Origin of the sequence: Mycobacterium sp. 134 (assembly GCF_048282715.1) — a bacterium.
Taxonomy (GTDB): Bacteria; Actinomycetota; Actinomycetes; order Mycobacteriales; family Mycobacteriaceae; genus Mycobacterium; species Mycobacterium septicum.
In genome coordinates, this window is record NZ_JBLVUN010000008.1 from 3,704,568 (window position 1) to 3,726,524 (window position 21,957).

The window sequence follows — 21,957 nt, forward strand, 5'->3', positions numbered from 1 at the left end:
TCATTACTGCTAATATGCGCTCATGCCCCAGAGTTCGTCAAGGCCGCGCGCCGGCCGGCCAACCCGGGAGCAAGCCGAGCAACGGCACCGGGAACTGCTCGACTGCGCCCTGGAAGTGTTCCTGGAGAACGGATTCGAACGTTCCACCGTCGAGGGCATCGCGGCGGCCGCCGGTATGGCCAAGCGCACCATCTACGGCCTCTACCCCGACAAGGCGGCGCTGTTCGAAGCTTCGGTGCAACGTGCCGTGGACCGGTGGCTGGCCCCGATCGAGACGTTGCGCGCGGCCGAGACCGACGATCTGGAGGAGACCCTGCTGGCCATCGCCCAGATCCGGTTGGCCGGCATCACGAGCCCCGCCGGTATCGCGCTGCAGCGCATCCTCAACGCCGAGGGCAACCGCTTTCCCCAGCTGTTCCGGCTCGTCTACGAACAGGGCACCCTGCCCGCGCTGACGTTCATCAGCGAGGTTCTCACCCGCCACGCCGAGGCCGGGATCATCGAGATCGACGATCCTACCCTGGTCGGGAGCGCGTTCCTGAGCATGGCCGTCGGCGGCCCCGCCACCGGCGCACTCTGGGGCGTCAACTGGGACCCCGACGACCTAGACAAACGCATGCGCGCCTACGTAAGACTGTTCCTCGACGGGGTACGCCCGCGATGACCGAATCGTTCATCGACGGTGTGTCGGTGCCGTCTCCCCAGCAGTACGACAACGTCGATCCCGCCACGGGCCGGTCCATCGGCGCGGTGGCACGCGGTGGCGCCGACGAGATCGACCGGGCAGTCACCGCCGCACGGCAGGCATTCCCGGGATGGCGCAAAACGGCTCCCGCTCAGCGATCCGACGCACTCACCGCGATCGCCGAAGCGATCGACGGTCATCGGGAAAGACTGGCGCTGCTGGAGTGTGAGGACACCGGCAAGCCGTTGAGCCAGGCCCGCGCCGACATCATCGTGGCCGCACGGTATTTCCGGTTCTACGCCCACGCCATCGACTGCTATTACGGCCAGAGCATTCCGCTGAGCGAGGACTTGCACGTCTACACCCGGCGGGAGCCGCTGGGCGTCACGGGGCACATCATCGCGTGGAACTATCCCATGCAGCTGCTCTCCCGGGCGGTGGCGCCGGCGATCGCCGCGGGCAACACCGTGACACTCAAACCCGCCGACGAAACCCCCCGCACCGCAGTGGAATTCGCCCGGCTGGCGGTCGACGCGGGATTGCCGGCCGGGGTCGTCAACGTGGTGACCGGTATCGGCGCCGAGGCCGGCGCCGCGCTGGCCGCGCATCCGGGGGTGGACGCCATCGGGTTCGTGGGATCCACCCGGATCGGCTCGGAGATCGCCCACGCGGCCGCCGACCGCGTGGTTCCGGTCGTGCTGGAGTTGGGCGGCAAATCCCCGCAGATCGTCTTCGCCGACGCCGACCTGCCCCGCGCGGCCGACTTCATCACCAAGGCGATCCTGCAGAATGCCGGCCAGACCTGCTCGGCCGGATCACGATTGCTCGTCGACGCAGCCGTCCACGACGAACTACTGGATCTGGTGCTCGACCGGTTCCGCCAGGTCAGCATCGGACCCGGGATCGCCGACCGCGATCTGGGCCCGCTGATCTCCCGCAAGCAGCAGCAACGGGTGACCGATCTGGTGTCGGGCAACACCACCGGTGAGATCCTGTGCGGTGGAAGTACACCCGACAATGACGAACTCGGCGACGGCACGTACTTCGCCCCCACTCTGATCGATGCCGTCGACCCGGCCTCAGCGATCGCCCAGCAGGAGATCTTCGGTCCGGTACTGACCGTCAACAGCTTTCACGACGAGCAGGAAGCGGTCGCGCTGGCCAACGGGACGGACTATGCCCTGCTGGCGGCCCTTTGGACACGGGACCTGTCCCGGGCGCACCGCCTGGCCGCCGACGTGATCGCCGGTCAGGTCTACGTCAACACCTACGGCGCCGGTGGCGGCGTCGAGCTGCCGTTCGGCGGATTCAAGAAGTCCGGGTACGGCCGCGAGAAGGGTTATGAGGCACTTGATGCCGTGACGGCAACCAAGACCGTCGTGGTGGCCCTGTGAGCCATCCGAATCGTTCGATCCGCAGGAACTACTGAAAGAGGCGCCATGGATCAAGACACGTACGACAAGGGAATGGCGATCCGGACAGCGGTCCTCGGTGAGGAGTACGTCCGCAAGGCGGCCGGGAACGTCGACGCGTTCTCCAAGCCGCTGCAGGACCTGGTGACCGAATACTGCTGGGGCGCGGTGTGGGGTCGTGAAGGCCTGGAACTGAAGACCCGCAGCATGCTGAACCTGGCGATGATCGCGGTGCTGAACCGGCCGAACGAGCTGAGCACCCACATCCGCGGCGCCCTGACCAACGGCGTCACCCGCGAAGAGATCTGCGAGATCTTCCTTCAGGTGGGCATCTACGCGGGCATCCCGGCCGCGGTCGACAGCTTCCGGCTGGCCCGCGCCGTGTTCGCCGACCTCGACGAGGAGCGTTCGTGAACTCCCAGATCGGTTTCGTCGGCCTGGGCAACATGGGGTGGCCGATGATGGATCGGCTGCTGACGGCGGGATTTCCGATGGTGGCCTTCGATGTCCGCGAGGATGTCCTGGCCAAGGCGGCTGCGCTGGGCGCCATGCGGGCCGACTCGGTGCGCGATGTGGCCGACCGCACCGAGACGATACTGGCCAGTCTGCCCACCCCGCAGATCTGCGAGTCCGTGGTGGTCGACGTCGCGGCCGGTTCCCGGGTCCGGCGTTTCGTCGACCTGTCGACAGTGGGAGGTCAAGCAGCACAACGCAACCACGCGGCTCTCGACGCGCAGGGTATCGCCGCGCTGGACAGCCCGGTCAGCGGTGGAATGCACGGCGCCCAGGCCGGCACCCTGGCCATCATGGTGTCCGGACCGCGCTCTGAATTCGATTCGCTCGCCCCGATTTTCGAGGTGCTCGGCCGGGCGATCTTCGTCTCCGAACAACCCGGCGCGGCGCAGACCATGAAGCTGATCAACAACTTGATGGCCGCCACCACCCTGGCCGCGACCGCCGAGGTGATGGTCATGGGCGTCAAGGCCGGGCTCAGCGCAGACGTGATGATCGACGTGCTCAATGCCGGATCCGGCGGCACTCACGCCAGCCGGGACAAGTTCCCGCGTGCGGTACTCCCCCGCACGTTCGACTACGGGTTCGCGACCGGCCTGATGGCCAAGGACGTCCGGCTCTACCTGCAGGAAGCCACGACCCTGGGCCTGCCGGTGGAGGTGGCCGAGACGGTACAACGAATCTGGGAGCAGACGCTGCGCGCCGAAGGCCCCGAATCCGACTTCACCTCCGTCATCAAGCCGATGGAGAGAACCGCGGGCGTGATCGTCGAGGGCGGACACCGATGAGCATGCGCGGCAAGACGTGTGTGATCACCGGAGCCTCATCGGGACTGGGCCGGGAGTCCGCCCGGGCCCTGGCGGCGGCGGGTGCGCACGTGGTCCTGGCGGCGCGCAACTCCGGCGCGGTCGGGCAGGCCCGCGACGCGATTCAGGCGGATCAGCCCGGAGCGCGGCTGTCCACCGTCGTGGTCGACCTCGCCTCGCTGGCGAGCGTTCGGGCCGCGGCAGCGCAGATCGCCGATGCCGCCCCGGTCATCGATGTGCTGATGAACAACGCCGGGGTGATGTTCACCCCGTTCGGCCGCACTCAGGACGGATTCGAAACACAGTTCGGGACAAACCATCTGGGCCATTTTACGCTGACCATCCTGCTGCGGAGACAGTTCATCGCGGGCACCCGCATCGTCAACCTGTCCTCGGAGGGGCACCGTCTCGGTGACATCGATCTGGACGATCCCAACTGGCAGCACCGCGCCTATGACAAGTTCGCCGCATACGGCGCGGCCAAGACCGCCAACATCCTGCACACCGTCGCACTCGACCGGCGGTTGCGCGACCGGGGCATCCGCGCGTTCGCCGTACATCCGGGCATGGTGGCCACCAATCTGGCCCGGCACATGTCCCGCGAGGATGTGGCGACCGTCAGCGGTCGGGCGCGCTCCCGAGCCATCGAGGTGTTGACCCCCGAGCAGGGTGCGGCCACCCAGGTGTGGGCGGCGGTCAGCACCGACCTCGACGGCAAGGGCGGACTGTACCTGGCGGACTGCGCGGTGTGCACCGACGCCGAGCCCTATGCGACGAATCCGGACCGGGCCGAGAAGCTCTGGGAGATTTCGGAATCGCTGTGCGCCGCGGCTATTTCCTGAGCGGCGCGCGCAGGTCGTAGACCGTGTCCGAACCCGCCTTGGTCGAGGCGAAGTTCGCCTTCACCCAGTCGGAGATGTCGGTGTGGGAGTTGTTGCCGAAGAAGCCGCCGTGGTCGTTCTTGGAATCGGGCAGGATGTAGTAGGTGATCTTCCGGTCGGCGACGTAGGTCTGGAATTGCTCCAGCGTCGGGGCCGGATCGCTTCCGGTGAAGCCGCCGATCGCCATTACCGCTGTGTCGGTGGATAATTCGAGACCGGACGCGGCGCCGGACCGGTTGATGGCCGCTGACCATTCGGTGTCGGTTCCCCGCAGCATCGCGTTCACCTCGGGATTGTCGGAGTTCCATCCGTGCCCGTGATCGTCGTCGGGATCGGCGGGTCCCACGCTCGGACCGCCCCCGGTGTGCGACTGGCCCAGGGTGGCCACGGTGTAGGCGGTGGATCCGGCCAGTCCGCCGATGATCGCCACCGCCAGTGCGGCGGCCGCCATTCCGCGGGTGCCCGACCGCAACGCCCAGAGCAGCGCGACGGTGGCCGCGACCGTCACCGCCAGGATCGACCACCGCAGCGGCGGCAGCCACGCCGCATTACGGGCCAGGATCCAGAAACTCCACGCCGCGGTACCCAGAAGCATTGTTGCCAAGCCGATCTGACCCAGACGGTCGTCGCGTCGGCGCCACATCTCGTGGAGGCCGATGGCGAACATCGCCGCCACGGCCGGTGCCAGCGACATGCAGTAGTACGGATGCACGTTGGTCTTCATGAAACTCAGCACCAGACCGTCGATCACCAGCCAGGTGCCGAACAGGATGGTCCCGGCCCGCACGATGTCGGTGCGCGGTGCCCGGCCACGCGAGATCAGTACCAGGACCACCGCCAGCAGTGCCGAGGGCACCAGCCAACCGATCTCGAAACCGAACTCGCCGGTGAACAGCCGCGGCAGGCCCTGGACCTGATCGCCCCAGCCGCCGTGGTGCGGTGTTGCAGGGGCCACCGGATCGACGTCGACGTGCGTGCCGTAGTGGTTGTGGCCGAGAACCCGACCGAATCCGTTGTAGCCGAGCACCAGGTTCATGAAGTTGTTGTCGGTTGACCCGGCGAGGTACGGCCGCGACGAGGCGGGCCACACCAGGGTGAGCACCACGAACCATCCGGCCGAGACGAGAAACGCCCCGAGCGAGCCGGCCAGGTGCAGCAGGCGCCGGCGCACCGGGACCGGCGCGGCGATCAGGTAGACCAGCCCGATGGCCGGCATCACCATCAGTCCCTCGAGCATCTTGGCCAGGAAGGCGAACCCGAGCGCGACGCCGGCCAGAGCCATCCAACGGGCGCCATTGCGCTCCAGGGCGCGCACCGCGCAGTAGGCGGCGGCCGTCATCAGCAACACCATGACCGCGTCGGGATTGTTGAACCGGAACATCAGCGCGGCCACCGGCATGAGGGCCAGCGCGGCGCCGGCCAGCAGCGCGGCACGGGGCCCGCTGATGCGGCGGACCGCACCGTAGAGCAGCGCGACCGAACCGACGGCCATCAACGCTTCGGGGATGAGCATGCTGGCGCTGCTGAACCCGAACAGCTGACCGGACAGGCCCATCACCCACTGCGACACCGGCGGCTTGTCCACGGTGATGAAGTTGGCCGGGTCCAGCGATCCGAACAGCAGCGCCTCCCAGTTGAGCGAACCGGCCCAGGCCGAGGCCGCGTAGAACTGGTTGCCCATGCCGTTCACGGTGATGTTCCACAGGTAGACCAGGGCGGTGACTGTCAGCAGGGCGGGCAGCGCCAGGCGTTCGGCCCGGGAGAAATCCCATCGCACCGGCTGGGCGGCCTCCATCGGTGCCAGATCCGGGTCCGCCGCCGACGGTTGGTCAAGAGTCGATGTCACCACACAATTAAGGCGTGCCCAGATTTGACCGAGCTGAGTGCCAGCCGGGTAGTTCCTGCGTACGGGGGCGTTCGAGAACTACTGACCCGGGTCGGGCGCCGTCGGGGTGCCGCCGACCAGGTCGTCCCAATGCCGCCGCACCGGTGCCCACCGCTCGTCGAACTCGGCGGCCCGCCGGCGGGCGTGCTCCAGCCGCTTCGGGCCGTACCGCCGGCGCGCCCACGGCGAGGTCGGCCTGGCCAGCCGCACCGCGGCCACCCAGGCCACGGGCGACACGAACAGGCCGATCAACGCGGTCGGGTACTTGCCCTTGAGCGCGACCACCGCGACCACCAGGAAGTGCAGCAGCAGAGCCACCACGGCCGTGTAGCGCAGGGCCGCCACCCCGGCGGGAAGATCGTCGGTGTGGATGGGAGACACCCCGGCGGCGGCCAGGCCGACGCAAGCCCCGGCCAGCGTGACGATGTTGACCGACAGTTGGCCCTCCTGGCTCCAGTACACGTCCTGCAGCCGGAAGATCATCGCGAACTCGTCGAGCACCAGTGAGGCTCCGACACCCACGAGGAGCGCTGCCAGATAGGCCCAGCCCGACAACGGCGGGCAACCCACGGCGGTGAAGGCACCCCCGATCAGCAGGATGATGCCGGGTGTCGAGTGGTGCATGTGCACACCGCCCGCACTGACGTTGTGGAACGGCCCTCTGCCGTCACGGATCAGCCGCGTGATCGTTCGGGTGGTCAGGAACGTCACCACAAAAGCCACGAAACTCAGCAGCAGCGGCCCTTTGTAGCCGTCGACCACGTCGTGTTGCCACCAGGCGCCCAGCCAGTTCACCGCCGGATCCTATCGACTCAGAGCGAGTCGACGAACAGCTTGTGAATACGCCGGTCCCCGGTCATCTCGGGGTGAAACGACGTGGCCAGCATGGAACCCTGACGCACCGCGACGATATGGTCGGCCGCGCGTGCCAGCACCTTGACGTCGGCACCGACCCGCTCGACCCACGGTGCCCGGATGAAGACCGCATGTACCGGGGTGTCGAGCCCCTCGAAGTCGATGTCCCCTTCGAAGGAATCGACCTGACGACCAAAGGCGTTGCGCCGCACTGTCATATCGATGCCCTTCAACGGCACCGCGGCCCGCGGCACGCCGGCGTCCTTGATCTCGGTGGCCAGCAGGATCATGCCGGCGCACGAGCCGTAACAGGGCAAACCCGCGGCGATGCGCGCCCGCAGCGGTTCGAGCAGTTCGAATTCGCGCAGCAGGTGGCTCATCGCGGTGGATTCCCCACCGGGGATCACCAGGGCGTCGACCGCGTCGAGCTCGGAAAGCCGCCGCACCGTGCCCGCCTCGGCGCCTGCCTCACGCAGCGCAGCCAGGTGCTCGCGAGTGTCGCCCTGCAGCGCGAGCACCCCGACGCGGGGGCTCACGTGCCCTCTCGCGGTGCGAGGTCGCGCTTGAAGCGGGTCAGTCCCTCTTGCATCACCGCGGCCACCATCTCGCCGTAGCGGTTGAAGATCTTGCCCTGGGTCAGCGACCGCCCGCCGCACGCCGATGGCGAGGACTGGTCGTAGAGCAGCCACTCGTCGGCCCGGAATGGCCGCATGAACCACATGGCGTGGTCCAGCGACGCCACCATCAGTTGCTTGCGCACATCGAGATGGTTGACCTGGGCCGAGCCCAGCAGGGTCAGATCGCTCATGTAGGCCAGCGCGCAGATGTGCAGCACGTGATCGTCGGGCAGCGGGTCGCGGTGGCGGAACCACACCTGCTGCTGAGAGGCCTTGCCGGGAATCCGCGCCACCAGGTCCCGAGGCACGATCCGGACGTCCCACTCGGCGAACTGGGCGAACCCGGCATCGTCGAAGGCTCCCCCGGACCGGAACCCGGGCAGGTCGTCGGGCCCGGGGGCCTCGGGCATCACGTCCTGATGTTCGATGCCGGTCTGGTCGGTCTGGAATGACGCCGACATCGTGAAGATCGTCTCGCCGTGCTGGATCGCGCTCACCCGGCGGGTGCAGAACGAGCCACCGTCGCGGATGCGCTCGACGATGTACACCGACGGTGCCCGGGCATCGCCCGGACGGAGGAAGTAGCCGTGCAGGGAGTGCACCTGGAAGGTCGGCTCCACCGTCCGAACCGCCGACACGAGGGACTGACCGGCGACGTGGCCGCCGAAGGTCCGCTGCAGGAAACCCGACTCCGGGCTGAACACCCCACCGCGATAGATGTTGACCTCGAGCTGCTCCAGATCGAGGATCTCTTCAATCGCCATAGGAGGTGTTTACCAGCCGCGCTCGGCGAGCCGGTGCGGCTGGGCGATCTCCTCGACGTTGATACCGACCATGGCCTCACCCAGACCGCGCGACACCTTGGCCAACACGTCGGGATCGTCGTAGAACGTGGTGGCCTTCACGATCGCCGCGGCGCGCTCCGCCGGGTTGCCCGACTTGAAGATGCCCGAACCCACGAACACGCCCTCGGCGCCGAGCTGCATCATCATCGCCGCATCCGCCGGGGTGGCGATGCCGCCCGCGGTGAACAGCGTGACGGGCAGCTTGCCGGCCCGGGCCACCTCGGCCACCAGGTCGTAGGGCGCCTGCAGCTCCTTGGCCGCCACGTACAGCTCGTCCTCGCTCAGCGAGGTGAGCCGACGGATCTCGCCGCCGATCTTGCGCATGTGGGTGGTGGCGTTGGAGACGTCGCCGGTGCCGGCCTCACCCTTGGAGCGGATCATCGCCGCGCCTTCGGTGATCCGGCGCAGGGCCTCGCCGAGGTTGGTGGCACCGCACACGAACGGCACGGTGAAGCGCCACTTGTCGATGTGGTTGGTGTAGTCGGCCGGGGTGAGCACCTCGGACTCGTCGATGTAATCCACACCCAGGCTCTGCAGGATCTGTGCCTCGACGAAATGCCCGATGCGCGCCTTGGCCATGACCGGGATGGTGACCGCGGAGATGATGCCCTCGATCATGTCGGGATCACTCATGCGCGACACCCCGCCCTGGGCGCGGATGTCTGCGGGGACCCGCTCCAGTGCCATGACAGCAACGGCACCCGCGGCCTCGGCGATCTTCGCCTGTTCCGGGGTGACGACATCCATGATCACGCCGCCCTTGAGCATCTCAGCCATCCCGCGCTTCACGCGCGCGGTGCCGGTCTGGTTGCTAGAGCCGTTCTGCGCCGCGGTATCCACTGCAATCTCCTCCAAAGTCCTACTGATTCAGTCTAGTGGAGCCGCCAAATCCATTAAATCCGCATCACCGGATGGCTTGAAGCTCGCGATTCGCAGATCCCTGCGTATTCGCCAGCGTCGCTGCAGGCTGTTCGGCCAGTTCGTTGGCCTGAGCCAGCAGCTCACCCAGTTGAAGCGGATACACGGCCTCCCCGCCGGCAACCAACTCGGCGATCATTCTCGCATCGCACCATCGGTGCCCGTGAATGTAGTGCCGTTCCAGGGTCGTGCGACCCGTCGCCGACGGCTCGAACCGGGCGGTGCGGTGGATGAAGAAGTACTCCTCGCTGCGGATCACCGAGGCGTTGAAGTCGATGACGGCATCGCGCCGCCACACCGGCCCGACGAGGTCGGCGGGTGCCGCCCGCAACCCGGTCTCCTCGACGAGCTCGCGCGCCGCTGCGGTCGCCAGATCCTCACCGGGCTGGACCGCGCCCCCGACGGTGAACCACCACCGTGGCGCGGGCCGCTCCGGGTCGTCGATCGCGGGGTCGGAGCCGCGCAGCAGCAACACCGCGCCGGTCTCGTCGAGCAGCACCACACGTGCCGAGGTCCGGCGGCTCACCGGGTTGACCTCGGCTTGCGAATCCGGCCGTTCGACGATCTCGAAATAGGTTGGCAGTGCCGCGGTTCCGCCCAGTCGCAGCAGCCGCACAAAGCGACGTTCCCGCAGGGCCAGGGTGTCGCGGACGGCGTCGTTGTGGAAGCGCCGGGCCAGCAGCACCCGGGCTTCGGCATCGGCGAGTTCGGCGACCAGCGGCACCGGCAGCCCGGCCGGGTCGACGATCGCCAGTGCGCCCGACAGGTCGTTTTCGGCGGCTTCACGCGCCGGACGGGGAGCTCGCTCGGCGACGTCGGCCAGCGCCGCCAGGCGTTTGCCCTGCGGAGCACCCGCGTAGGCGTCGACCGCGACGGCACGGGCGACGACGGCCCGGCGGGCCAGTGCACCGTCAAGCGCCTGCCAGGACAGGTCGTAGCGCACGTGGAGCCGGTCGAGCCGGTTGGCGGTCTGGTAGGCCCATCCGCCGATGAGCAGGAGGACCACCAGGAGGGCCAGTGCGGTGATCACCAACCAGGTAGGCACGTCTAGTCACCCACCTGAACTTTGATCCCGGCGCCGGCCACGGTCTCGTACACCCGCATGATCTGGCCGGCCACCACCGACCAGTCGTAGCGGGCGACCCGCTCGGTGGCCGCCTCGATATACCGCTCGCGCAGCGCGTCGTCATCGAGCACCTCGATCAGCGCGTCAGCCAAGGCGTCGGCATCGCCGACCGGAACCAGCCGGCCGGCCTGCCCCTGATCGAGAACGCGGCTGAACGCGTCCAATTCACTGGCCACCACGGCCGTTCGGGCCGCCATCGCCTCGACCAGCACGATGCCGAAGCTCTCGCCGCCGAGGTTGGGTGCGCAGTAGACATCGGCGCTGCGCATGGCCGCGGCCTTGGCGTCGTCGTCGACCTGGCCCAGGAAACGGAGATGCCCGGCGAGCTCGCCGGCCTCCTCCCGCAGCGCGTCCTCGTCCCCGCGACCCACGATCAGGATCTCGATGTCACCGAACCGCCGTGCCAGCTTCGGGAGCGCACCCAGCAGTACCGCCATACCCTTTCGGGGTTCATCGAACCGCCCCAGGAACAGCACGGTGCGGCCAGGCCGCGGATACCCTTCCAGCCGAGGCGCATTCGCGAACGACGGTACGTCGACACCGTTGGGGATCTCGACGGCATCCGAGCCGAGCGCCTCCATCTGCCAGCGCCGGGCCAGGTCCGACACCGCGATGCGGCCGACGATCTTCTCGTGGAACGGGCGCAGGATCCCCTGGAACACGCTGAGCGTCAACGACTTTGTCGTCGAGGTGTGAAACGTCGCCACGATCGGCCCCTCGGCGGCCTGCAGCGCCAGCATGGACAGGCTGGGCGCATTGGGCTCGTGGAGGTGCAGCACATCGAAGTCGCCCTCGGCGATCCACTTCTTCACCTTGCGGTGGGTGGCCGGGCCGAACCGCAGGCGGGCCACCGAGCCGTTGTACGGAATCGGGACGGCCTTGCCGCCCGACACCACATAGTCCGGCAGCTTCACATGCGGCGACGACGGTGCCAGGACGCTGACATGGTGCCCGGCCGCGCGCATCACCTCGGCCAGTTGCAGCACATGGGATTGCACACCGCCCGGCACATCGAACGAGTACGGGCAGACCATCCCGATACGCATGGCTAGCTCCGTCGCCTCTTCGCGCAAGCGCTCATCAGGTGGTACCTAACCGGGCGCGACGTTCGGCGGACAGGTCGGCCAGCCACTGCGGCTGCAGCATGTGCCAGTCAGCCGGGTGGGCGGCGATGTTCGCGGCGAACCGGTCGGCCAATTGCTGGATCACCACGGACACGTCGCCCGACGAGGTGTCGAGCGCGTCGAAGATCTCGACCACGCAATCCTCCCCGTCATAGTGGACGTGCGTCGGATGCAGCGGGGCCCCGGTTTCGATCGCCAGCTTGGCCGGGCCGGCGGGCATCCGGGTGGGTTCGCCGAAGAAGTCGACCTCCACACCGTTGCGGGTGAGGTCCCGATCGGCCATCAGGCAGACGAACTTGTTGTCCCGCAACCGTTCCGAGAGCACCTCGAACGGAGGACGTTCTCCGCCGGACAGCGGGAACACCTCGAATCCCAGGCTCTCCCGGTAGTCGATGAAGCGCCGGTACAGCGATTCGGGTTTGAGCCGTTCGGCGACGGTGGCGAAGGTGCCGAACTGCTGGGCCAGCCACACCCCGGCCATGTCCCAGTTGCCGCTGTGCGGCAGCGCCAGCACCGCGCCGCGGCCCGCCTCGCGAGCGGCCCGCAGTTTGTCCGCGCCGACGAACACCTCGTCGAGACGCTTGGCCACAGCAGTCAGATCCATCGACGGCAACCGGAACGCCTCCCGCCAGTACCGGGCGTACGAGGCCAGTGAAGCACGCATCAGGTCGTCCGGCACCTCGGCCGGCGGCACCCCGATCACCCGGGCCAGGTTCTTGCGCAACTGCTCTGGCCCACCGCCGCGGGAGGCATAGAAGGCACCCGCATCGAACAGGTTGCGCGCCACCAGCTCCGGCATCGCCCGGACCAGCTGCCAGCCTGCCGCGTAACCCAGATCGGTCACCTGTCCCGACAGCGGAATGTTCACGAGGCTCCCGGGGGTTGCAGCAGGTCCATGGCGCCCGGCGAGGTGCGCACCGCGTGTATCCGCTGTGCCACGGTGATGACGCTGGCCACCGCCAGCAGCCATGCCGCGACGTGCAGCAGCCACGGGACGTGCAGGAACGGCACACCCGAGAGCCCCGCGCCGACCAGCACGATCACCAGGCGCTCGGGGCGCTCGATGATGCCGCCGTCGCCGCGTAACCCGCTGGCCTCGGCACGGGCCTTGATGTACGAGATGACCTGGGAGGTGACCAGGCAGATGAGGAGCGCCACCACCAGCGTCGGGTTGTCCAGGCCGAACGCCGCCCACCACAGCAGGCCGGCGAAGATGGCGCCGTCGGCGATGCGGTCACACGCCGCGTCCAGCACGGCACCGAACCGGGTACCGCCGCCACGTTCCCGGGCCATCGCCCCGTCGAGCATGTCGGCGAGCACGAAGACGAACACGGCGAACGCGCCCCACCACAGCTGACCCATCGGGAAGAGGGTCAACGCGGCGGTGACGGTCCCGGCGGTGCCGACGATGGTGACGATGTCGGGAGTCAGGCCCGCGCGCAACGCCGCCTTGGCCACCGGCCGCGACAGCTTGGCGTAGGCCGCCCTGCTCATCAGGAAGAGGTTGCTCACGGCTGGCGGGCCCATTCCGTGGCCAGCAGCTCCCGGGTCTCGCTCAGCAGCTGCGGAATGACCTTGGCGCCGCCGATGATCGTGATGAAGTTCGCGTCGCCACCCCAGCGCGGCACCACGTGCATGTGCAGGTGCTCGGCCAGCGATCCGCCGGCCGAGGTGCCGAGGTTCAGGCCGACGTTGAACCCGTGCGGGCGCGAGACGGCCTTGATGACGCGGATCGCCTTCTGTGTGAACGCCATCAGCTCAGCGCTCTCGGCTTCGGTCAGGTCCTCCAGCTCGGACACCCGGCGGTAGGGCACGACCATGAGATGGCCCGGGTTGTACGGGTAGAGGTTGAGCACGGCGTACACGAGTTCGCCGCGGGCCACCATGAGCCCGTCCTCGTCGGACATCTCGGGGATGTCGGTGAACGGCTGCGACGAACCGGCCGAGCCGATCTTGTTGTCGCTCTTGACCGCATCGACGATGTAGCTCATCCGGTGCGGCGTCCACAACCGCTGCAGATGGTCCGGCTCGCCCACGCCACGGTCGATGATGGCGTCTCCGCCGCCGTGGTCGATGATGGCGTCTCCGCCGCCGTGGTCGATGATGGACCGCTCATCCCCCGTCATTCGCCGGTGCCCACCTTGACCAGATCCGCCGTCGGCACCGCGTTGTTGCGCTCGGCGATCCACTTCACGATCGCCTCGACGGCCTCGTCGACGGGCACGCCGTTGATCTGGGTGCGGTCACCGAACCGGAAGGAAATGGCACCGGCCTCGATGTCCTTGTCCCCCGCCAGCAGCATGAACGGCACCTTCAGGTTGGTGTGGTTGACGATCTTCTTCGCCATCCGGTCGTCGCTGCCGTCGACCTCGACCCGCACGCCGCGGGACTTCAGTTGCGCGGCAACGTCGTACAGGTAGTCCAGGTGGGCGTCGGCGACCGGGATACCGACCACCTGGACCGGTGCCAGCCAGGCCGGGAACGCGCCCGCGTAGTGCTCGGTGAGCACTCCGAAGAACCGTTCGATCGAGCCGAACAGGGCGCGGTGGATCAAAACGGGCCGTCGACGCGATCCATCCTGGGAGGTGTACTCCAGCTCGAAGCGGTCGGGCATGTTGAAGTCGAGCTGGATCGTCGACATCTGCCAGTTGCGGCCCAGCGCGTCCTTGACCTGGACGGAGATCTTGGGTCCGTAGAACGCCGCGCCGCCCGGGTCCGGCACCAGGTCCAGGCCCGAGGCTTCGGCGACCGACCGCAGGGTCTCGGTGGCCTCGTCCCACATCTCGTCGGAGCCCACGTACTTGTCGGGATCCTTGGTGGACAGCTCCAGGTAGTAGTCGTCCAGGCCGTAATCGGAGAGCAGGTCGAGCACGAACTGCAGCAGCGAGGTCAGCTCGTCGCGCATCTGCTCACGCGTGGTGTAGATGTGCGCGTCGTCCTGGGTCATGCCGCGCACGCGGGTCAGCCCGTGCACCACGCCGGACTTCTCGTAGCGGTACACCGAGCCGAATTCGAAGAGCCGCAACGGGAGTTCGCGGTAGGAGCGGCCCCGCGCCCGGTAGATCAGGTGGTGCATGGGGCAGTTCATCGGCTTGAGGTAGTAGTCCTGCCCGGGCTTGCGCACCGTGCCGTCCTCGTTGTACTCGGCGTCGATGTGCATCGGCGGGTACATGCCGTCGGCGTACCACTCCAGGTGGCCCGAGGTGATGTAGAGGTGTTCCTTGGTGATGTGCGGGGTGTTGACGAACTCGTAGCCGGCCTCGGAATGCTTGCGCCGCGAGTAGTCCTCGAGTTCCTTGCGGATGACGCCGCCCTTGGGGTGGAACACCGGCAGGCCCGAGCCGAGCTCGTCCGGGAAGCTGAAGAGGTCCAGCTCGACGCCGAGCTTGCGGTGGTCGCGACGCTGCGCCTCTTCGATGAGCTCGAGGTGCTTGTCGAGGGCCTCTTGCGATTCCCAGGCCGTGCCGTAGACGCGCTGCAGGCTGGCGTTGTTCTGGTCACCGCGCCAGTAGGCGGCGCTGCTGCGGGTCAGCTTGAACGCCGGGATGTACTTGGTGGTCGGGATGTGCGGGCCGCGGCACAGGTCACCCCAGACCCGCTCCTTGGTGCGGGCGTTGAGGTTGTCGTAGGCGGTGAGCTCGTCGCCACCGACCTCCATCACGTCCGGATCGCCGGACTTGTCGTCGACCAGCTCGAGCTTGTAGGGCTCACCGGCCAGTTCCTCGCGCGCCTGATCCTTGGATTCGTAGACGCGCCGGGAGAACAGCTGACCGTCCTTGACGATCTTCTGCATCCGCTTTTCGAGCTTTTGCAGGTCCTCCGGGGTGAACGGCTCGGCAACGTCGAAGTCGTAGTAGAAGCCGTCGGTGATCGGTGGCCCGATACCCAGCTTGGCCTGCGGGAACATGTCCTGCACGGCCTGTGCCAGCACGTGGGCGCACGAGTGCCGGATCACGCTGCGGCCGTCGTCGGTGTTGGCGGCCACCGGCGTCACCTCGACATCGGTGTCCGGGGTCCAGGACAGATCGCGAAGACGCCCGTCGGCGTCGCGCACCACGACGATCGCGTCGGGGGTTCCGCGACTGGGCAGATCCGCCTCGCGCACCGCCGCGCCGGCGGTAGTCCCGGCCGCGACCCGGATCGGGGCAGCGGGGGCTGGGCTGGGGGCGGCGCTCATCGGGGAGTCTCCTACCATGCGAGGACTAATGCGAACGCTGTCATGCTATCGGTGGGCCTGATCAGGACCCCAGCCCGATAGGGCTCTTGAGCCACTGTTGCTCCAGCCCGACCAGTCCGGCGCTCCACCCGATCACTCCGAACAGCCACAGCGTGCCGACCACCACCAGTCCGGTGAACGCCGCACTGACCCCTTTGACCGCGATGTGCTGGCGGTCGAACCAGGCCATCACGGCGTCATAGCGGGCCCGGACGTAGCGCAGCGCCCGCTTGGCGAAGTCGAATTCGCTGGCCAGGATCGCCAGCCCGAGGAAGACGATCGCCCAGCCGGGACCGGGGTACGGGATGGCCACGATGCCGACCGCCAGCACGATCGTGCCGACGACGCCGACGACGATCCGGTAGGTGAAATCGGCGGCCCGGCGCGAGCGAAGGCGTTCCCGCCAACTGGTCCAGCGCTGCTTCACCTCGGCAAGGTTGGTCGCCAGACTCATGGCTGCCCCGGCTTGAGCCGGACGAACAACGCCTCGGCGTCGGCGAGCACGTCGTCGCCGTCGAGCAGGCGTCCCTCGACGAAGATCTTGCGTCCCTCGATGCGGTCGATGCCTGCCTGCACCTGTAAGTCCTTGTCGATCGGGGCGATCTTGCGGTAGTTGACATGAAGGTACGCGGTGCGCTGATACATGCTGCCGGTCAGTTTGGCCGCTGTGTAGCCGAGCAGCGAATCGAACAGAAGCGCCAGCGAGCCGCCGTGTACCGCGCCGTTGCGACCGAGGTGAAACCGCCGGAAGTGGGCGGTCCCGGCGATCCGGTCGTCGGCGGTCCGTTCCAGATGCACCGGCACGTTGTTGACGTTGCCACGGTTGGGCAGGTCCATTCGCCGGCCGGACGGTGAATTCCACTCGTCGGCCTCGTACGGTGCCAGCAGCGCCGACACCTTTTCGATCAGATCCGCGGCCTCGGTGATGACCTCGTCAGGGGCGTCGGCACCGCGCGCGTGGTCCTGCAGGGTGCGCACCGCTTCGATGAAACGGCCGTAATCGGGCCCGCCGCGATCGGTGGGTTCGGGCGGATTGAACCCACCGCCGGGGTGCGCGCTGGCGGTGTCGATTTCTGGGGCCACACCGCCACCGTATTAGTGCCATGGTGGTGAGGTGAAACTGCACGACCTGGAGCAGCGCTCCTTCACCTATTCCGAGGTGGGCGCCACGGCCGGCGAGTTGCCCGCCGGGTACCACCACACCCGGGCCTCGGCGGTGATCGGCACCGGCCGCGACCGCTTCGAACAGGCGGGAGCCGACGTGCTGCGGTGGGGCATGCAGCGGGGCGCCGGTCTGCGGGTGCAGGCCACCACCGAGGCCGCCACGGCGGGCACCGAGCTGATGGTGTGGCTCGGACCCATTCCGGCACCGTGCCGCGTGGTCTATGTGCTCGACGAAGCCGACCGCCGCGGCTTCGCCTACGGCACCCTGGCCGGGCATCCCGAATCGGGCGAGGAGTTGTTCTCGGTGCGCTACGACCCGGCGACGGATGAGGTACACGCCGAGGTGGTCGCGTTCTCCCGGCCCGCCACCTGGTGGAGCCGGTTGGGCGGGCCGGTGACGCGGCTGCTGCAGAGAGTGGTCACGCGCCGGTATCTCACCGGCATCTGAAGCGCCCGGGGTCTGTCCGCGCTTCATTTGCCGGACGCCCGAAACAGGGTCGGTGTGCACCTGGCAATGCGAGATTGCAGCGATGACCGACGTCGCGTTGAGCTCGTCCACTGATGAACACAGCCGCACCGGGTTGTCGGCCGACGCGCTGCGCCGCGCCATCACCGATCACCTGAGGTATTCGATCGGCCGCCCGGCGACAGTACTGACCCCCGAGCACTACTACCGCGCGCTGTCGCTGGCCGTCCGCGACCGGATGCAACAGCGGTGGATCGCCAGCACGCAGACCTTTCTCGACTTGTCGCGCAAGGTGACCTGCTACCTGTCGGCCGAGTTCCTGATGGGCCCGCAGCTCGGGAACAACCTGCTCAACCTGCAGATCGAGTCCGCCGCCCGCGAAGCGCTGGCCGCGCTCGGTCAGGACCTCGACGAGGTCCTGACCTGCGAACAGGAGCCCGGGCTGGGCAACGGCGGCCTGGGCCGCCTGGCGGCCTGCTATCTCGACTCGCTGGCCACCCTGGAGCGGCCCGCGATCGGGTACGGCATCCGCTACGAGTTCGGGATCTTCGACCAGGAGATCCGCGACGGCTGGCAGGTCGAGAAGACCGACAACTGGTTGGCGAACGGGAACCCTTGGGAGATCGCAAAACCCGACGTGAACTACCGGGTGAACTGGGGCGGGCACACCGAGCCGTACCGGGACGCGGCGGGTGTCTACCGCGTGCGGTGGGTGCCACAACGCACGATCAAGGGCGTCTCCTACGACACCCCGATCCAGGGCTACGGCGTCAACACCTGCAACACGCTGACGCTGTGGAGCGCGCGAGCCGTCGAATCCTTCGCCCTGGACGCGTTCAACACCGGGGACTACTACCGCGCGGTCGAGGACGAGGTCACCTCCGAGACGGTGACCAAGGTGCTCTACCCCAACGACGAACCCGAAGCCGGCAAACGGCTGCGACTGCTGCAGCAGTACTTCTTCGTGTCCTGCTCGCTGCAGGACATCCTGCACATCCTGGAGGACCTCGCCTGCCTGCCCGTCACGGCCCTGGCCGAGCAATTCGCGTTGCAGCTCAACGACACTCACCCCTCGATCGGCGTTGCCGAATTGATGCGCCTGCTCATCGACGAGCGCCAGCTCGGCTGGGACGAGGCCTGGGCGATCACGGTGGCGGCCTTCGGCTACACCAACCACACCCTGCTGCCGGAGGCGCTGGAGACCTGGCCGCTGGCGTTGTTCGCCGAATCCCTGCCCCGGCATCTGGAGATCATCTACGAGATCAACCGGCGCTTCCTCGACGAGGTCCGGGCAGAGTTCCCCGGCGACGAGGACCGGGCCCGGCGGATGTCGCTGATCGGCGAGGAAGGCGGCAAGACCGTGCGGATGGCGCACCTGGCGACCGTGGGCAGCCACGCCGTCAACGGGGTCGCGGCGCTGCACTCCGAGCTGCTCAAATCCAGTGTGCTCAAGGACTTCTACGAGCTGTGGCCGCAGCGGTTCTCCAACAAGACCAACGGGGTGACCCCGCGCCGGTTCGTGGCGCTGTCCAACCCGGGGCTGCGAGGCCTGCTCGACGAGACCGTGGGTGAGGGCTGGCTGACCGACCTCAACCGGTTGCGCGACCTGGAGCCGTTCGCCGACGACGCGGTGTTCCGAGGCCGCTGGCGGGCGGTCAAGCGCGCCAACAAGGTGCGGCTGGCCGGTTTCGTGCGCGCCACCACGGGCGTCGAACTAGATCCGGACTGGATGTTCGATGTCCAGGTCAAGCGCATTCACGAGTACAAGCGTCAGCACCTCAACGTCCTGCACATCATCGCGCTCTATCACCGGCTCAAGAGTGACCCGGGGCTGACCATTCCCCCGCGCGCGTTCATCTTCGGCGGCAAGGCGGCGCCCGGCGATTTCATGGCCAAGCGAATCATCAAGCTGATCAACGCCGTCGGCGAGACCGTCAACGCCGATCCCGACGTCAACCGGTTCCTCAAGGTGGCGTTCGTGCCGGACTTCAACGTGCAGAACGCGGAGTTCATCTATCCGGCGGCGGACCTGTCGGAACAGGTCTCCACGGCGGGCAAGGAGGCTTCCGGCACCGGGAACATGAAGTTCATGCTCAACGGTGCCTTGACCATCGGCACCCTCGACGGAGCCAACGTCGAGATGCGCGACGAGGTGGGACCCGAGAACTTCTTCCTGTTCGGCCTGACCGAGTCGGAGGTCGAGGCGGTCAAGGCCGGCGGGTACCGGCCGGCCGACTACATCGCAGCCGACTCCGAACTGTCCGCTGTGCTCGACCTGATCTCGGCCGGCCGGTTCTCCCGGGGCGACACCGAGGTGTTCCGGCCCATCGTCGACACCCTGCGCTATACCGATCCGTTCCTGGTGCTTGCCGACTACGCGTCGTATATGCAATGCCAGCAAAGGGTTTCGGAGGCGTGGCAGAACCCCGAAGGGTGGACGCGGATGTCGATCCTCAACACCGCCCGCAGCGGCAAGTTCTCGTCGGACCGCGCGATCACCGAGTACTGCGACGACATCTGGAATGTGGGCCCGGTCAACGTCCAGGTTGACTAGCCTCGGCGGAATGCCATATCGGGTGATTCAGTGGGGTACCGGAGCGGTCGGGGTCGAGACACTGGCGGCGGCCCTGGACGACCGTCCCGACCTTGAGCTGGTTGGGGTGCGGGTGTACTCCGACGCCAAGGACGGGGCCGACGTCGGTGAACTACTGGGCCGGGCGCCGATCGGCGTACGGGCCACCACCGACGTGCAGACCATCCTGGATCTCGACGCGGAATGCGTCGTCTACACGCCGCGGATCACGAATCTGGATGACGTGTGCGCGCTTCTGGCCTCCGGCAAGAACGTGGTGACGACGGCGTTCCTGTTCCACCCGCGCCGGCTGCCCGAGGCCGACCGCGAGCGGCTGCTGGCGGCGTGCGCCGCGGGCGGGACCACGGTGCACGGCAGCGGTCTGAACCCCGGAAACCTGTCGGGCGCCCTGCCGTTGGTGCTGTCCGGGATGAGCCGGCGGATCGACAAGATCACCCTGCAGGAGCGCGCCGACTGGTCGGACTACGACAGCACGCACATCACCTTCGACAACATGTCGTTCGGCCGACCCACCGACGAGATCCGTGTCGACGCGTCCGAGTTTCTGGCGTTCAACAACGAAATATTCACCGAACAGGTGTGGCTGCTGGCCGATGCGCTGGGCGCTGACATCGACGAGGTGACCTCGACCGTGGAGGCGGTCGCCGCCCGCCACGACCATCAGATCTTCGACCACCTGCTGGCTGCGGGAACCACTGCCGGGCAGCGGTGGAACTGGGTGGGGGTGCGCGACGGCGAACCGCTCATCGAGATCGAGACCCTGTGGACGGTGGGCAACGAGTACCCCGATCACTGGCCGAGGCCCAAGCACGGCTGGACGCTGACCATCGAGGGTGATCCGTCCATGCAGACCCACTTCTTCAGCCTGGCCAGCTTCACCCGCGAGGCCACGATGGCCGAGCACGTGCGGGCGGCCAACGTCGCCACGGCGATGCAGATCCTCAACGCGGTGCCCGAGGTGTGTGAGGCCGAACCCGGGTTCGCCACGCTCGCGACGCTGCCACTGATCCGCAGCCACACCGGTTTTCGCCGGGCGTGACCGCGGCTACCTGACGATGGCCGAGCTGGGTTCCCGCGGTGAACCCAGCATGCCGCGGTGCGACGGCGGCACCCGTCCGCCTTCGTCGGTGATGCCGTAGCGGGTCGCCAGTTCGGCACCGATCACGGTGTGGCCGGACAGCAGCGCCAGCTCCGGATCCCGGTACAGCGCGTCGATCAGATACCCGGTGAACTCCGGGGTCTCGGCATGCTCGGCGGTCTTGGCGAGGGCGTCGGGATGCCCGGCGAACGCGGCCTTGAATTTCTCGGTCAGCAGGATGCCCATCCAGATGGACACCGTCGACACCCCGGTATCGGCGAAGTCGACAGCCATGTCCGCGGCCAATTTGTCCACCCCCGCCTTCTGCGCGCCGTAGGCCGGACCGTGCATGTAGCAGACCGATCCGGGCGAAGAGGTGAACGCGATCAGGCCACGTTCACCGGCGAGCAGCAGCGGCGCGGCATGCCAGGATGCCACGTAGGCCGAGCGCAACCCCACGTCCAGGACATCGGCCAGCTCGATCGGTTTCTGCCAGAAGGGTTTCGGGTTGACCAGGTCGTCGTGGACCGCCGCGGCATTGTTGACCAGAAGGTCCAGCCGGCCCTCCTGCTCGCCGATGCGGTCGAACAGCGCGGCCACGGCAGCGTCGTCGGAGTGGTCGAGCGGGACGGCGATGCCGCCCTCCCCCGGATCGGTCACCGTCCGTCCGGTGACATAAACCCGCCAACCCGAGGCGAGCAGGGCCGCGGCGATGCCACGGCCCGCGCCGCGGCTCGCTCCGGTGACGACGGCGATCGGGGTGTCCACGGGTA

At 67.8% G+C, this 21,957-nt stretch carries 22 protein-coding genes; 8 read left to right on the forward strand and 14 right to left on the reverse strand.

What is annotated here, in order from left to right:
• The first annotated feature begins 22 nt into the window (after positions 1 to 22).
• From ACNQVK_RS22385 to ACNQVK_RS22405, 5 genes are read left to right on the forward strand one after another with little or no spacing between them, the layout of a single operon-like run.
• A complete protein-coding gene (locus ACNQVK_RS22385; protein WP_418031255.1) occupies positions 23 to 664 on the forward strand; it encodes a TetR/AcrR family transcriptional regulator in 642 nt (213 codons plus the stop codon).
• A complete protein-coding gene (locus tag ACNQVK_RS22390; protein ID WP_418031256.1) occupies positions 661 to 2,079 on the forward strand; it encodes an aldehyde dehydrogenase family protein in 1,419 nt (472 codons plus the stop codon). Before ACNQVK_RS22385 ends, ACNQVK_RS22390 begins: the two co-directional genes overlap by 4 nt.
• A gap of 45 nt (positions 2,080 to 2,124) precedes the next feature.
• Positions 2,125 to 2,511: a carboxymuconolactone decarboxylase family protein gene (locus ACNQVK_RS22395; protein ID WP_418031258.1), complete on the forward strand. Its 387-nt coding sequence runs from the start codon at positions 2,125 to 2,127 to the stop codon at positions 2,509 to 2,511.
• Positions 2,508 to 3,398, forward strand: a complete 891-nt coding sequence (locus ACNQVK_RS22400; protein WP_418031259.1) for an NAD(P)-dependent oxidoreductase — start codon at positions 2,508 to 2,510, stop codon at positions 3,396 to 3,398. Before ACNQVK_RS22395 ends, ACNQVK_RS22400 begins: the two co-directional genes overlap by 4 nt.
• A complete protein-coding gene (locus ACNQVK_RS22405) occupies positions 3,395 to 4,258 on the forward strand; it encodes an SDR family NAD(P)-dependent oxidoreductase (protein ID WP_418031260.1) in 864 nt (287 codons plus the stop codon). The genes ACNQVK_RS22400 and ACNQVK_RS22405 overlap by 4 nt, the downstream gene beginning before the upstream one ends.
• Here the strand turns inward: ACNQVK_RS22405 and ACNQVK_RS22410 are convergent.
• From ACNQVK_RS22410 to ACNQVK_RS22470, 13 genes are all read right to left on the reverse strand, one after another.
• Positions 4,248 to 6,092 carry an ArnT family glycosyltransferase gene (locus ACNQVK_RS22410; protein ID WP_418034262.1) on the reverse strand — a complete coding sequence of 615 codons (1,845 nt, stop codon included), beginning with the start codon at positions 6,090 to 6,092 and terminating at the stop codon, positions 4,248 to 4,250. The genes ACNQVK_RS22405 and ACNQVK_RS22410 overlap by 11 nt on opposite strands.
• 129 nt (positions 6,093 to 6,221) lie before the next feature.
• Positions 6,222 to 6,977: a hypothetical protein gene (locus tag ACNQVK_RS22415; RefSeq protein ID WP_418031261.1), complete on the reverse strand. Its 756-nt coding sequence runs from the start codon at positions 6,975 to 6,977 to the stop codon at positions 6,222 to 6,224.
• 17 nt (positions 6,978 to 6,994) lie between these two features.
• Positions 6,995 to 7,573, reverse strand: a complete 579-nt coding sequence (gene pdxT / locus ACNQVK_RS22420; protein ID WP_418031262.1) for a pyridoxal 5'-phosphate synthase glutaminase subunit PdxT — start codon at positions 7,571 to 7,573, stop codon at positions 6,995 to 6,997.
• Positions 7,570 to 8,418, reverse strand: coding sequence for an acyl-CoA thioesterase II (tesB, locus tag ACNQVK_RS22425; protein WP_418031263.1), 849 nt, complete (start codon positions 8,416 to 8,418; stop codon positions 7,570 to 7,572). The genes pdxT and tesB overlap by 4 nt, the downstream gene beginning before the upstream one ends.
• Before the next feature lie 9 nt (positions 8,419 to 8,427).
• On the reverse strand, positions 8,428 to 9,339 hold the full coding sequence (pdxS, locus tag ACNQVK_RS22430; protein ID WP_418031264.1) for a pyridoxal 5'-phosphate synthase lyase subunit PdxS: 912 nt from the start codon (positions 9,337 to 9,339) through the stop codon (positions 8,428 to 8,430).
• A 64-nt stretch (positions 9,340 to 9,403) separates the two neighbouring features.
• Positions 9,404 to 10,462: an NUDIX hydrolase gene (locus ACNQVK_RS22435; RefSeq protein WP_418031265.1), complete on the reverse strand. Its 1,059-nt coding sequence runs from the start codon at positions 10,460 to 10,462 to the stop codon at positions 9,404 to 9,406.
• A 2-nt stretch (positions 10,463 to 10,464) separates the two neighbouring features.
• Positions 10,465 to 11,589: a glycosyltransferase family 4 protein gene (locus ACNQVK_RS22440; RefSeq protein WP_418031266.1), complete on the reverse strand. Its 1,125-nt coding sequence runs from the start codon at positions 11,587 to 11,589 to the stop codon at positions 10,465 to 10,467.
• 34 nt (positions 11,590 to 11,623) lie between these two features.
• Positions 11,624 to 12,535 carry a phosphatidylinositol mannoside acyltransferase gene (locus ACNQVK_RS22445; RefSeq protein WP_418031267.1) on the reverse strand — a complete coding sequence of 304 codons (912 nt, stop codon included), beginning with the start codon at positions 12,533 to 12,535 and terminating at the stop codon, positions 11,624 to 11,626.
• Positions 12,532 to 13,179, reverse strand: a complete 648-nt coding sequence (pgsA, locus tag ACNQVK_RS22450; RefSeq protein ID WP_044519450.1) for a phosphatidylinositol phosphate synthase — start codon at positions 13,177 to 13,179, stop codon at positions 12,532 to 12,534. The genes ACNQVK_RS22445 and pgsA overlap by 4 nt, the downstream gene beginning before the upstream one ends.
• Positions 13,176 to 13,793, reverse strand: coding sequence for an HIT family protein (locus tag ACNQVK_RS22455; protein ID WP_418031268.1), 618 nt, complete (start codon positions 13,791 to 13,793; stop codon positions 13,176 to 13,178). Before ACNQVK_RS22455 ends, pgsA begins: the two co-directional genes overlap by 4 nt.
• Complete coding sequence (thrS, locus tag ACNQVK_RS22460; protein ID WP_418031269.1) at positions 13,790 to 15,844, reverse strand: threonine--tRNA ligase; 2,055 nt, start codon at positions 15,842 to 15,844, stop codon at positions 13,790 to 13,792. The genes ACNQVK_RS22455 and thrS overlap by 4 nt, the downstream gene beginning before the upstream one ends.
• 61 nt (positions 15,845 to 15,905) lie before the next feature.
• Positions 15,906 to 16,337 (reverse strand): TIGR02611 family protein, encoded by a 432-nt coding sequence (locus ACNQVK_RS22465; RefSeq protein ID WP_418031270.1) that lies wholly within the window; start codon positions 16,335 to 16,337, stop codon positions 15,906 to 15,908.
• Positions 16,334 to 16,966 carry a PaaI family thioesterase gene (locus ACNQVK_RS22470; protein WP_211154095.1) on the reverse strand — a complete coding sequence of 211 codons (633 nt, stop codon included), beginning with the start codon at positions 16,964 to 16,966 and terminating at the stop codon, positions 16,334 to 16,336. The genes ACNQVK_RS22465 and ACNQVK_RS22470 overlap by 4 nt, the downstream gene beginning before the upstream one ends.
• 31 nt (positions 16,967 to 16,997) lie before the next feature.
• On the opposite strand from ACNQVK_RS22470, the gene ACNQVK_RS22475 reads away from it, so the two are divergent.
• The 3 genes from ACNQVK_RS22475 (at position 16,998) to ACNQVK_RS22485 (ending at position 21,145) form a co-directional block, all read left to right on the forward strand.
• A complete protein-coding gene (locus ACNQVK_RS22475; RefSeq protein WP_418031271.1) occupies positions 16,998 to 17,495 on the forward strand; it encodes a DUF1990 domain-containing protein in 498 nt (165 codons plus the stop codon).
• Between the two features lie 82 nt (positions 17,496 to 17,577).
• Positions 17,578 to 20,067, forward strand: a complete 2,490-nt coding sequence (locus tag ACNQVK_RS22480) for a glycogen/starch/alpha-glucan phosphorylase (protein WP_418031272.1) — start codon at positions 17,578 to 17,580, stop codon at positions 20,065 to 20,067.
• A 10-nt stretch (positions 20,068 to 20,077) separates the two neighbouring features.
• Positions 20,078 to 21,145 (forward strand): dihydrodipicolinate reductase, encoded by a 1,068-nt coding sequence (locus tag ACNQVK_RS22485; RefSeq protein WP_418031273.1) that lies wholly within the window; start codon positions 20,078 to 20,080, stop codon positions 21,143 to 21,145.
• Positions 21,146 to 21,151: 6 nt separating this feature from the next.
• On the opposite strand, the gene ACNQVK_RS22490 is transcribed toward ACNQVK_RS22485, so the two are convergent.
• Complete coding sequence (locus tag ACNQVK_RS22490) at positions 21,152 to 21,952, reverse strand: SDR family NAD(P)-dependent oxidoreductase (RefSeq protein ID WP_418031274.1); 801 nt, start codon at positions 21,950 to 21,952, stop codon at positions 21,152 to 21,154.
• Positions 21,953 to 21,957 lie beyond the last annotated feature (5 nt).